We start from the raw sequence: 12,441 nt of genomic DNA, 5'->3' as shown, positions 1-12,441 counted from the left end.
GCACGGGCTGGTGTGCCCCTGGGTCTACCGCTCCGGCGAGCCGGACGCGCTGCGCGCGGTGCAGACAGGCGCCCGGCTGTTCGACTCGCCGGACCTGCCGGATCACCCGGAGCTGGCCCGGTACGCCATCGCCACCTCGGAGCAGCTCGATCGCTCGGTGCCGCGCTATGCGGACGGGTGGGTGCGCTCGCTCACTCCGGAGCAGGTGCGCCAGTACAGCATCCTCTTCGACACCATTGTCAGCTCCTCGCGCCGCCACGGGCGTCAGTTGAAGGACCTGCTGGCCGAGGTCCTCAGCACCCAGCCCTATCCCCTCCAGCGCGTGCTGGCGCAGTACGGACTGGGGCGCTTCCGCGTCACCCAGAAGGCCAACCTGGAGAACCCCGCCGACGTCTACCGGAGCGAGAACGCCGCCCCGGAGGACTGGGTGATGGTGGGCACCCACGACACTCCGCCCCTGTGGCGAGTCGCCGCCCACTGGAGAGACACCGGCACGGATCGCGCACAGGCGGACTACCTGGCGTGGCGCCTGCACCCGGAGCCCGAGGGCCGCGAGGCCTTCGCGCGGCGGCTCGCGGAGGAGCCTGGATTGCTCGTGCAGGCCAAGTTCGCGGATCTCTTCGCCTGCCGAGCGCGCAACGTGATGATCTTCTTCTCGGATCTGTTCGGGCTGCTCGACGTCTACAACGCGCCCGGCAGCGTCAACGAGCAGAACTGGACCCTCCGCGTCCCCGCCGGCTACCCCCGCGAGTACCAGGAGAAGCTGGCGCGGGACGCCGCGCTCAACCTGCCTCGGGCGCTGGCGCTGGCGCTGCGAGCGGGAGGAGAGCCCTCCCGCTCACGTCACCGTGAGCTCATCTCCGCCCTGGAGCGCGTGGCTGACGCCCTGCGCCGCCCGTGACAGAGGGGCTCACTGGGCGGGAACGAGCGTCCCGCGCTCGGCGCGGAGGATGAACTGCACCAGCGCCTCGTCGATCCGCAGCTGGCCGCGCTGCTCCGCGGTGGACCGGGGGAAGAACACGTTGTTGGTCGTGAGCGCCGTCAGGGCCACGTCGGCGTCGGAGTTCCAGCGGCCATCCATCGGCCCCCGGTAGTAGCCCAGCTCCCGGAGCGAGCGCTTCAGGCTCTTGGCGGTGGCCTCATCGAGCGGCACCATGTTGGCGGGATCCGGCGGGGCCACCTGCCCCAGGTACCGGTAGAGATCCTGCTCCAGATCATCGAGCGGGGAGAGCTTGCCAGTCACCGAGGCATCCGCGAGCAGCGGCGTCACCGCGACCAGCGGGGTGGCGGCGGACCAGACGCGCAGGGTGGCCGAGCGCTCGCCGCGCAAGTCCTGCCCCACGCCCACGCCGGCCTTGAGCGCCGCCAGCAGCCGCAGGGCGAGGCTGCCCGAGGCGTGCTCGAAGCCCTGCGCCATGGCCTGGCAGATGGCCGCGCTCGTCTGCCCCGCGGCCTGCACCGCGTAGGTGGCCCCGGCCACCGAGCACCGCTGCGTCCAGCTCGCCTCACCGGTGAACTGGGCCACGCGCACCGTGCCATCCGCGCTCAGCGACACCACGCCCACCTGCCGCAGGAAGGGGATCGGATCCACCGCCAGCACCGCGTTGATCGCCTGCTGCGGAGTCTGCCCCGCGCCCACGGCGTCCATGATGGCCTGGGCCTCGTCGTTCGAGGGCATCATCTGCGAGGCCACCGCTACGCCCGGTCTGCCGTAGGGCACCGTGGAGGAGGTGACAGGGAAGGAGATCACCGCCACGCCGCAGGACTGGCTCACCGGATCGCACGCGGCGATGGAGCGAGTGCCCAGGACGTTCGGGTTGATGGGCAGGGTGTTGGATCCGTCAGCCGCTGCGGTGGAGGCAGCCAGGAGGAAGGGGAGGAGAACGGAGAGTCGAGTGGAGTGCTTCATGATGGGCCTCGGTAATGACCGTGCTTCGAGCGGATTTAAGAGAAGTCCTGGAGAAGAGCCCGGAGCGCGACAGACGATGCAGAAACACTTTCCTGGATCACCCTGACAGAAGGCTTTCGGCTTTAGTGATTCTGTCTGCGAATACACTTATTTCCGAGAATGACTGGATTTTCAACTGCCCCTTCGGGTAGAGGCGCGTCGGGAATCGAACGCGAATCTGGGGTGTGGTGATCTTTCACTGACAAAGGCCCACCTTTGAGGTATTAAGCGCCTCTCTACCCCTGGGGGGGCATCTCTCGTGTGGGTCTTCGATCAACCGCCCCCTGTCCTCGAACCGAGCGCCTGGAGTTGTTGATGCCCTCCATGCTTCCCATGCCCTGGTCGTGCGCGTCGTCTGAGTCCCTCTCCTCGCTCAAGCAGGGAGCCTGTGGACCGGAAGTCGAGCACCTTCAGCGCCAGCTGGCCGCCGCGGGCTTCGAGCCGGGTGGGGAGGCCGGCGTCTTCTGTCCGAAGCTCAAGGCGGCGGTGATGGCGTTCCAGCGCACCCGGGGCCTCGAGGTGGACGGCATCGTCGGCCCGAGGACGTGGGCGGCGTTGGACTCGCGCCGGGGCTCGGGGCTGCGTCCCATCCTCAAGCGCGGCGTGTGCGAGCCGGCGGTGGTGGTGCTCCAGAAGGTGCTGGCCACCCATGGGTTTGATCCGGGCTTCAAGGACGGCCTCTTCGGGCCGAAGACGGAGCGTGCCGTGCTGGCCTTCCAGCGCGCCAAGGGCCTGGAGGCCGACGGCGTCGTCGGGCCCAAGACGTGGAACGCGCTGGGGATGACGGCGCCGCGCTCGTTCCCGGTGGCCAGCGGCGCGGTGCAGTCCATCCTGCCCGCGGTGCAGGCCGAGGGTGGCCGCTCCTACTCCGTGTAAAGCGGTGCGCTCCTGACGGTGTGAGTCCCCGAGCGGGCATGATCCATGCCCATGGGCGCCGCGTGGCGTGTATGGTGTGAGCCCCGTGGCGGCCCGCCTTTGGGCGCTACCCGGAGCAAGCTCATGGCCCTTGATCTCACCCCCCTCCTCCCCAAGCGGGACGACACCTACGTTGGCACGATGGCGCGAGGCCTCGTCGGCAGCGAAATCCTCCGCATCGCCGCGGAGATCCGCGAGCTGGCCGCGCAAGGCCGCAAGGTGTGCAACCTGACCGTGGGAGACTTCAGCCCGCGCGAGTTCCCCATCCCCGCCACGCTGAACCAGGGCATCGCCGCCGCGCTCCAGGCGGGTGAGACGAACTATCCGCCCTCGGACGGGGTGCTGGACTTGCGCCAGAGCGTGCAGCGCTTCTACGAGCGGGCGCTGGGGCTGAAGTACCCGCTGGAGGGCATCGTCATCGCCGGAGGCGCGCGGCCCATCATCTACGGCACCTACCGCACGCTGCTGGACGAGGGCGACACCGTCATCTACCCGGTGCCCTCGTGGAACAACAACCACTACAGCCACATGATGGGAGCCAAGGGCACGGTGGTCGTCACCGAGGCGGACCACGGCTTCATGCCCACGGTGGAGCAACTTACCCCGCACCTGTCGAGCGCCCGGCTCCTCTGCCTCTGCAGCCCGCTCAACCCCACCGGGACGATGATCTCCCCGGAGGCGCTCAAGGCCATCTGCGAGCGCATCGTCGCGGAGAACCGCGGGCGCAAGGAGCGCGGGCAGCGGCCATTGATTCTGATGTACGACCAGATCTACTGGACGCTGAACTTCGGCCGGGTGAAGCACGTGACGCCGGTGGAGCTGGTACCGGAGATGGCGCACTACACGGTGTTCGTGGACGGCATCTCCAAGTCGTTCGCGGCCACGGGCGTGCGCGTGGGGTGGGGCATTGGGCCGCCGGCCATCATCTCTCGCATGCGCGACGTGATTGGGCACGTGGGGGCGTGGGCGCCCAAGGCCGAGCAGATCGCCGTGGGGCGCTCGCTGGATGACCTGCAGGGCACGGCCGCCTTCATGGAGACGATGAAGCACCGGGTGGACGAGCGGCTGGAGGCGCTCTACCAGGGCTTCGCGAAGATGCGCGAGGCGGGGCTGCCGGTGCGGGCCATCGCGCCGCAGGGCGCCATCTACCTGTCGGTGCAGTTTGATCTGGTGGGCAAGGCGGGGCTCAAGAGCAACGACGACATCCGCAAGCTCTTGCTGGAGAAGGCGAGCTTCGCGGTGGTGCCCTTCCAGGCCTTCGGGCTGAAGGATGACACAGGCTGGTTCCGGCTCTCGGTGGGCGCGGTCTCCATGGCGGAGATCCGCGAGGCCCTGCCTCGGGTGGAGACAACGCTGCGCGCCACGCTGGCGGGAGCCTGAGCGCCCTCGCTCGAGAAGCGGGCGTGCAGCGGGAATAGCCGTGCCGGGTGGAGGTTTGGGCGGGTGCGCGGCCCTCCACGAGGACTGTGACCTTCACCCATGCTCAAGCGATTCGTGGATGTGCGGGAGGAGGAGCGAGGCGCGGTCCTCTGGTCCTTCCTCTACTTCTTCACCTTGATGTGCGGCTACTTCATCCTCAAGCCGGTCCGTGACGAGATGGGCACGGCGGGCGGGGTGAAGGACCTGAAGAAGCTGTGGACGGCCACCTTCGTGGTGATGATGGTGGCGGTGCCGGTGTACTCGGCGCTGGTGGCGCGCTGGCCGCGCAAGCGCGTGATTCCCTTCGTCTACCGCTTCTTCCTGCTCAACCTGCTGGGCTTCTTCGCGCTGCTGAAGCTGGGGCTGGGCAGCGAGCTGGTGGCGCGCTCCTTCTACGTCTGGCTGAGCGTCTACAACCTGTTCGTCGTCTCCGTGTTCTGGAGCTTCATGGCGGACCTGTTCGTCAGCGAGCAGGGCCGGCGCCTGTTTGGCTTCATCTCCGCCGGAGGCACCGCGGGCATCCTCATGGGGCTGCTCTTCGTGCGCCAGCTCGCCGAGCCGCTGGGGCCCGTGAACCTCATCCTCATCAGCGCGGCGCTGCTGGAGGTGAGCGCGCAGTGCGTGAAGCGGCTGTCGCGCTGGGCGTATGACATGCAGTCTCCTCCCTCGGTGGGAGCGCCGGTGGGCGGCGGCGTGCTCTCGGGCCTCAAGCTGCTGGCCACCTCGCCGTTCCTGCTCGCGCTGGGGCTGCAGACGGTCTTCTATACCGTCACCTCCTCGTTCCTTTACATCCTCCAGGTGAAGCTGGTGGACACGGTGGCCAGCGGCGCCGCCGCGCGCACCACCGCGTTCGCCAACATCGAGCTGTGGGTGCAGCTCGCCACGCTCATCATCCAGGCCTTCGTCACCGGGCGGCTCATCTCCAAGCTGGGCCTGGCGGTGGCCATGGCCGTGGCGCCGGTGCTCACCGCGCTGGGCTTCCTGGGCCTGTCGGTGATGCCGGCCATCCTGCTGTTCGTCGGCGTGCGAGCCCTGCGCGGCGCCGCCCACTACGGGCTGGAGCGCCCCTCGCGGGAGATCCTCTTCACCACCGTGAGCCGCGAGGAGAAGTACAAGGCCAAGAGCTTCATCGACACGGTGGTGTACCGGGGCGGAGACGTGGTGGGCGGCTGGATGGAGGGAGGGCTCTCCGCGCTGGGGCTCGGGGTAGGCGGGGTGCTGCTGACGGCCATGCCCCTGGCCGGGCTGTGGCTGGCCATCTCCCTCTATCTGTCCCGGCACGCGCGGGTCCGCAACCGTGCCGCGGAGCCTGCGCTCAGCGCCGTCCCCAGTGACGTCCCGGTTCGCTGAAGCCCCATATCTTCTCAGGGAGGGAAACATGGCGATGCGGTTGTCTCGCAGAGGGTTGATCCAGGGAGCGGCCGCGCTCGGCTCGCTCTGGGCGGCAGGGTGCGCCTCCACCAGCAGCGGCGGCGCCTCCGCGCAGAGCGCGCCGGTGGCGAAGAGGAAGATCCTCATCCTCGGGGGTACGGGCTTCCTCGGGCCGGCGCTGGTGGAGGCGGCACTGCCTCGCGGCCACACCCTCACGCTGTTCAACCGCGGCAAGACGCACCCCGGCCTGTTCCCGAACGTGGAGCAGCTCCACGGAGACCGGGATGGCGACCTCAAGGCGCTCGAGGGCCGGAAGTGGGATGCCGTCATCGACACCTCCGGCTATGTGCCTCGCATCGTGAAGGCCAGCGCGGAGCTGCTCGCGCCCAACGTGGAGCAGTACGTCTTCGTCTCCTCCATCTCCGTCTACAAGGACGGGAGCCAGTACGGCGTGGACGAGAACTCGCCGGTGGCCACCGTGGAGGATGAGAAGACGGAGGATGTCTCCCAGTACTACGGCGCCCTCAAGGCCCTGAGCGAGAAGGCCGTCCAGGCCGCCATGCCCGGCCGCGCCACCGTCGTCCGCCCGGGCCTCATCGTCGGCCAGGGAGACTCCACGGACCGCTTCAGCTACTGGCCGGTGCGCGTGGCGCGCGGGGGCGAGGTGCTCGCTCCAGGCGATGGAGAGGATCCCATCCAGTTCATCGACGTGAGGGACCTGGCCGCGTTCATCATCGGCCTGGTGGAGCGCCGCACCGTGGGCACCTTCAACGCCCTGGGGCCGGCCCAGACCCTCACCATGCGAGAGTTGCTGGAGGCGTGCAAGGCGGCCAGCGGCGGGGATGCCACCTTTACCTGGGTGGAGTGGAGCTGGCTGGTGGAGCAGCAGAAGGTGATGCCCTGGACGAACATGCCCGTGTGGCTTCCCCGCCAGGGCGAGGACAAGGGCATGTGCAAGATCAGCAACGCCCGGGCGCTCGCGCAGGGGCTGACGTTCCGCCCCACGGTGGACACCGCGCGAGACACCCTGGCCTGGTTCAAGACGCTGCCGCCCGAGCGCCAGCAGAAGCTGCATGCGGGAGTGACGCCGGAGCGCGAGCGCGAGGTGCTCGCCGCGTGGCACGCGCGCCAGGGTGGCCCCAAGGCCGCCAACCCCTGAAAAAAGCCAAGGGGGATGCCCCTCTTCGAGGCACCCCCCTCGCCGACCTACGCTCGAGCCGCCCTCCCCTCCCGGCGAGCGGCCCTGCGCCAGGTCTCCCGACCGAAGTGCCCTGCCCGGCGTGCGGGGCACTTTCCTCCACGCCCTCAGGATGCCGGGGACCTTGGCTTCCCCGTCACCCTCCCACTTCCAAAAGAGCCACCCGGACGGTGGCGTTCAGCGGCGCTCCACCAGCACGGCCACGGCCGGCGGTGGGTGGAGGGTGAAGACCCGGCGGACAGCCCGGCGCGCGACGGCCTCGGGGAGCTTCTCCGAGGCTGGCAGCAGCGAGGCGAGCCGAGTCCTCCCCTCCACCTCCCGGCGCAGTGAGGCCGTCACCCCAGCCGCCTCCAGCTTCTCGAGCTGGGTGCGCTTCGCGCGAGCGAAGCTGGCCAGGAACGAGAGCGGGCGGACCGGAACCGTGACGAGAGGGCGTACCGCCCAGGACGAGCGGCTCAATCGCTGGGAGGCCGAGGTGCTGGCCGCGAACTCCCCAAGCAGGACCGTTCGGGCCATCCCCCCTCTTGTTTCCCCCCGGCGCGAGCGGTGCTGCGGAAGCGACTGCATGCTGATCTCTCCGATGAACGGGCCTCGATGACTGCGCATGAGTGAGCTCCCCCCCGCTTCCGCGCCCGTGGGGGCACACGCAAGCAGCAAGGCGGATGATGACGAAAGCGATCGCCCGAGGTTTCCTGTGCAGCGCCAAAGGCTTGCGTGAGGACGCCAGCGCCGGAGGGCGTCCAGGCCTCGGGGCCGCGAGCCAGCGCCAGGCGTGTGAGGATTTCACGGAAGGTGAGAGGTAGGCTCCCCGGTGGTAGGGCGAGCAGCCTCCGCGGGTAGGACGCGAGAGAGGGGTGCAATGTCGGCCGGTCACGCTAAGGAAGAAGTTCGCCGAGGGAGCCCGAGCGCATCGGGGCGGGGAGGGTGAAGTAGGAGGGGAAGGTATGAGGTGGGATGCGATGGGCGCAGGACGCGAAGAAGAGAGGACCTCGCAGGTGGGCCGCGAGCCGGCTCCGCGGGGCCGTGCGTCCGTGCTCGCCGTGGTGGCGGAGAAGCCGGCGGTGGCGCGGGACATTGCGCGGGCGCTGGGGGCCTCGCAGCGCGGCGAGGGCTGGTTCCGAGGCAACGGCTATGTGGTGACGTGGGCCATTGGCCACCTGGTGGGGCTGGCGCAGCCGCATGAGATGAGGCCCGAGTGGAAGCGCTGGAGCCGCGAGCAGCTCCCGCTGCTGCCTCGCGAGTGGCCGCTGGTGGTGTCCGAGGGCACGCGCTCGCAGTTCTCGGTGGTGCGCGAGGTGATGAGCGCGCCCGAGGTGTCCGGGGTGGTGTGCGCCACGGATGCGGGGCGCGAGGGCGAGCTCATCTTCCGCTACATCTACGAGGCGGCCGGGTGCCGCAAGCCGGTGAAGCGGCTATGGGTGTCGTCGCTGACGGAGAGCGCCATCCGCGAGGGCTTCCGGCAGCTCAAGGAGGGCCAGGCGTACGACGCGCTGGCGGACGCGGCGAAGGGGCGCAGCCGGGCGGACTGGCTGGTGGGGATGAACCTGTCGCGGCTCTACACGCTGGCGGGCGGGGAGATGCTGTCGGTGGGGCGGGTGCAGACGCCCACGCTGGCGATGGTGGTGGAGCGGGAGCTGGCCATCCGCGACTTCGTCCCCGAGGACTACCTGGAGATAGTGGCCACCTTCGAGCCCCAGTCCAAGGCCGGGCCCGCGGGGGCGCGCTACCAGGGCACGTGGTTCCGCGAGGTGGACCCGAAGACGGGGGCGAAGCTGGCGGAGGGCTCGCGCGAGGCCCGGCGGCTGAACGCGGATGGCGTGGAGGCCGGGGAGGTGATGGGGCGGGTGAGGACGGGGAAGGCGGCCATCGAGTCGCTCACCTCCGAGACGAAGAAGATGGCGCCGCCGCTGCTCTACGACTTGACGGAGCTGCAGCGGCACGCGAACCGGCTCTATGGCTACAGCGCGCAGCGGACGCTGGAGCTGGCGCAGGCGTTGTACGAGAAGCACAAGCTGCTCAGCTACCCGCGCACCTCCAGCCGGCACCTGTCCACGGAGATGGCGGCCACGCTGCCGGACGTGGTGCGGGCGATCCGCAAGCCCTACGAGCCGCTGCTGGCGGCGGGCACGGGAGAGCGGCCGCTGGGCCGGCGCTTCGTGGATGACGCGAAGGTGACGGACCACCACGCCATCGTGCCCACGCCCACGTCCCCGGACGAGGTGAAGCTGTCGCCGGACGAGCGCCGCATCTATGAGCTGGTGTGCCGCCGGTTGCTCGCGGCGTGGCACGAGGACCACGTGTGGTCTGTCACCACGGTCATCACCGCGGTGCGCTCGCCCGGAGCGGCGGGTGGAGCGGAGCGGGTGGACCGGTTCCACAGCTCGGGCACGCAGGTGGTGAGGCCCGGGTGGAAGGTGCTGGACGTGGGCGGGGCGAAGCCGCCGAAGGAGCGCCAGGGCAAGGCAGACAAAGAGGAGGCCGAGGGCCGCGAGCCGGAGGAGGACTCGCAGGATCTGCCTCCGGGGCTGGAGCGGGGGCAGCCGCAGCGCGTGGAGGACGTGGAGGCGGTGAAGAAGCGCACGCGGCCGCCGCCGCGCTTCACGGACGCGACGCTGCTGACGGCGATGGAGACGGCTGGGCGGACGCTGGACGAGAAGGAGTTGGCGGACGCGATGCGGGAGACGGGGCTGGGCACGCCCGCCACTCGCGCGGCCATCATCGAGGTGCTGCTGGAGCGCGAGTACCTCCAGCGCCGGGGCAAGTCCCTGGAGGCGACGGAGAAGGGCATCCGGTTGATTCAGGTGGTGCACCCGGACGTGAAGTCGCCGGCGATGACGGGGCAGTGGGAGGCGTGGCTGCAGCGCATCGAGCGCGGGCGGGGAGATCTCTCGGACTTCCTGAGGAGCATCGAGGCGTATGTCATCGAGGTGGTGGGCAAGGGGCCGGCGAGCGCACCGCCGAGGCCGCCGTCCGCGCCTCGGGCGGCTCCTGCCACGCCCATGGAGGAAGAGCGGCGCGAGGCTCGTGAGCGGCCCGTGTCGCCGGAGCCTCGTGCCCCAGCTCCGAGGGCCGGGATTGAGCCCCGCTCCCCGAGCCCCAGGACGGCATCCGCTCTGGCCGCACCTGCTGGCCGCCCTCGCGCGGGAGCGGCGCTGGCGCCCGGGGCTGCCATGCCTCGTCGCGAGCCTCGCGCTCCCACCCCACCGGGAGAGCTGCGCAAGCTCTTGAAGGAGGCCTTCGGCTTCGAGGACTTCCGCCCGTATCAGGAGGAGGTCTGCCGAGCCGCCACCGCGGGCGAGGATCTGCTGCTGGTGATGCCGACGGGAGCGGGCAAGTCCCTGTGCTACCAGTTGCCGGGCCTGGCCCGGGCGGGGACGACGCTGGTGGTGAGCCCGCTCATCGCGCTCATGGAGGATCAGGTGACGCGGCTCCAGTCGCTGGGGTTCGTGGCGGAGCGCATCCACTCGGGCAGGGACCGGGCCACGTCGCGGCAGGTGTGCGCGGCCTATCTCGAGGGCCAGCTCGATTTCCTCTTCATCGCCCCCGAGCGGCTCGGGGTGCCCGGCTTCGTGGAGCTGCTGGCCAAGCGCACGCCCGCGCTGATTGCCATCGACGAGGCGCACTGCATCTCCCAGTGGGGACATGACTTCCGGCCGGACTACCGGCTGCTCGGCTCTCGGCTGCCCATGCTGCGCCCGGCGCCGGTGGTGGCCCTTACCGCCACCGCCACGCCCGATGTGCAGCGGGACATCGTGCAGCAACTGGGGCTGAAGGGCTCCCGGAGCGGCGGCGCGGCGCGCACCTTCATCCACGGCTTCCGGCGCACCAACATCGCCATCGAGATGCGCGAGCTGAACCCCGGCCAGCGCGGCGAGGCCATCCGCGAGGTGCTGTCCGAGCCCTCGCGGCGTCCGGCCATCGTCTACGCCTCCACGCGCAAGCACGCCGAGCAGCTCGCCGACGTGCTGGGCTCGGAGTTTCCCGCCGCCGTGTACCACGCGGGCATGCAGCCCGCGGAGCGAGACCGGGTCCAGGCCGCGTTCCTCGAGAGCCGGGTGGAGGTCATCGTCGCCACGACGGCGTTCGGCATGGGCATCGACAAGGCGGATGTGCGCACCGTCGTCCATGCCGCGCTCCCGGCGAGCCTCGAGGGCTACTACCAGGAGCTGGGGCGCGCGGGCCGGGATGGAAAGCCCTCTCGGGCGGTGCTGCTGCACTCGTATGTGGACCGCCGCACCCACGAGTTCTTCCACCAGCGCGACTACCCGGAGCCCTCGGTGCTCGAGCAGCTCTTCCGGGCCGCTCGCGTCGAGCTGGAGCCGAAGGAGGCGTTGCAGGCGCGTGTCCGCATGGATCCGGAGGTGTTCGACAAGGTGCTCGAGCAGCTGTGGATCCACGGAGGCCTGGAGGTGACGCCGGACGAGAGCGTGCGCCGGGGCAAGCCGGGCTGGGGGCTCCCGTACGCCGCGCAGCGCGAGCGCAAGCTGCACCACCTGGAGCAGATGGGGCGCTACGCCGAGTCCTCGGGGTGCCGGATGAGGCACCTGGTGGCGCACTTTGGTGATGTGCAGGACTCGGGCAAGCCGTGCGGGCTGTGTGACGTGTGTGCGCCGGAGTCCTGCGTCACCCTGCGCTTCGCCGAGCCGGGAGAAGGGGAGCTGACCGCGCTGGGGCGCATCCTGGACGCGCTGCACGAGCGGGATGGACAGGCCACGGGCCGCCTGCACCGCGAGCTCTTCGGCGAGTCTCTGCCGCGCCGGGAGTTCGAGCGGCTCGTGGGCGGCCTGGTGCGAGCGGGGCTGGCTCGGCTGAGCGAGGACTCCTTCGAGAAGGAGGGGAAGAGCATCTCCTTCCAGCGGCTGACGCTGACTGCCGAGGGCCAGCGCACGCGCGTCATCGAGCCGGACCTGGTGATGCTGCCGGCGCCTCGCGAGGCCAAGGCGTCGAAGAAGCGTGTCCGTCGCGCGAAGGGGGAGGGCCGGCGCCCGGAGAAGCGCAAGCGCTCGGGGGGCTGGGAGCCTGCCGGCTCGCGAGGGACGACGGGACGCGCTGTCGCGGCGGCGGCTCCAGGCGCACTGACCGTGGTCCGAGACTGGGAGGAATCGCCCCCCCCGTCCGCCGAGCCCTGGGACGAGGAGGCCGAGATCGGCGTGCGAAGAGGGCGGGAGGCTCGCGGGGGACAGAGAACGCCAGCGCCCCGGTCTTCTCCGGCGCTGGTGGAGGCGCTCAAGGCGTGGCGGCTGGCCGAGGCTCGGAAGCGGCGCGTCCCCGCCTTCCGCATCCTCACGGACCGGGTGCTGGGAGCCATCGCCTCTGTGCGCCCCGTGGACAGCGAGGCGCTCATGTCCATCCAGGGCGTGGGCCCCAAGCTGATCGAACGCTACGGCACACAGCTCCTGGCCCTCGTGGGACGTATCCGTTGAGGGCGGCCCCTCCGACACCAGCCAGATCAGCCCCACCCAGCTCACCGCCGCGCGCACATCCCGCTTGCGCAGCACCGCGTGGCCGGAGGCCAGGACGCTGACGAGCACCGTCAGCACCGCCACCACGTACGGCCCGATCTCCCTCAGCAGCGCGAGCACCCGCATGG

8 protein-coding genes are annotated in these 12,441 nt (G+C 70.3%); 6 read left to right on the top strand and 2 right to left on the bottom strand.

What is annotated here, in order from left to right; genetic code table 11:
- On the top strand, nt 1-901 hold a 901-nt coding region (locus ACJ8AT_RS15455), incomplete at its 5' end, for a 4-alpha-glucanotransferase (RefSeq protein ID WP_407738494.1).
- A 9-nt stretch (nt 902-910) separates the two neighbouring features.
- On the opposite strand, the gene ACJ8AT_RS15450 is transcribed toward ACJ8AT_RS15455, so the two are convergent.
- Nucleotides 911-1,909, bottom strand: a complete 999-nt coding sequence (locus tag ACJ8AT_RS15450) for a DUF1028 domain-containing protein (RefSeq protein WP_407738493.1) — start codon at nt 1,907-1,909, stop codon at nt 911-913.
- A 372-nt stretch (nt 1,910-2,281) separates the two neighbouring features.
- Between ACJ8AT_RS15450 and ACJ8AT_RS15445 the strand changes: the two genes are divergently transcribed.
- The 4 genes from ACJ8AT_RS15445 to ACJ8AT_RS15430 all read left to right on the top strand — a co-directional run bounded on the left by ACJ8AT_RS15445 (nt 2,282) and on the right by ACJ8AT_RS15430 (nt 6,812).
- Entirely contained in the window at nt 2,282-2,824 is a 543-nt protein-coding gene (locus tag ACJ8AT_RS15445) for a peptidoglycan-binding domain-containing protein (protein WP_407738492.1), read from the top strand.
- Nucleotides 2,825-2,947: 123 nt separating this feature from the next.
- Complete coding sequence (locus ACJ8AT_RS15440; protein ID WP_407738491.1) at nt 2,948-4,243, top strand: pyridoxal phosphate-dependent aminotransferase; 1,296 nt, start codon at nt 2,948-2,950, stop codon at nt 4,241-4,243.
- Between the two features lie 99 nt (nt 4,244-4,342).
- Nucleotides 4,343-5,632, top strand: a complete 1,290-nt coding sequence (locus ACJ8AT_RS15435) for an NTP/NDP exchange transporter (protein ID WP_407738490.1) — start codon at nt 4,343-4,345, stop codon at nt 5,630-5,632.
- A 34-nt stretch (nt 5,633-5,666) separates the two neighbouring features.
- Complete coding sequence (locus tag ACJ8AT_RS15430) at nt 5,667-6,812, top strand: SDR family oxidoreductase (protein ID WP_407738496.1); 1,146 nt, start codon at nt 5,667-5,669, stop codon at nt 6,810-6,812.
- A gap of 216 nt (nt 6,813-7,028) precedes the next feature.
- Here the strand turns inward: ACJ8AT_RS15430 and ACJ8AT_RS15425 are convergent, their stop codons facing one another.
- Entirely contained in the window at nt 7,029-7,367 is a 339-nt protein-coding gene (locus ACJ8AT_RS15425) for a hypothetical protein (RefSeq protein WP_407738489.1), read from the bottom strand.
- A 443-nt stretch (nt 7,368-7,810) separates the two neighbouring features.
- On the opposite strand from ACJ8AT_RS15425, the gene ACJ8AT_RS15420 reads away from it, so the two are divergent.
- Nucleotides 7,811-12,274, top strand: coding sequence for a DNA topoisomerase 3 (locus ACJ8AT_RS15420; RefSeq protein WP_407738488.1), 4,464 nt, complete (start codon nt 7,811-7,813; stop codon nt 12,272-12,274).
- Nucleotides 12,275-12,441: the final 167 nt, after the last annotated feature.

The organism is Hyalangium sp. (assembly GCF_045802625.1).
Taxonomy (GTDB): domain Bacteria; phylum Myxococcota; class Myxococcia; order Myxococcales; family Myxococcaceae; genus Hyalangium.
The sequence above is the reverse complement of the archived record's forward strand: the minus strand, read 5'-3'. Positions and strand labels throughout refer to the sequence as shown.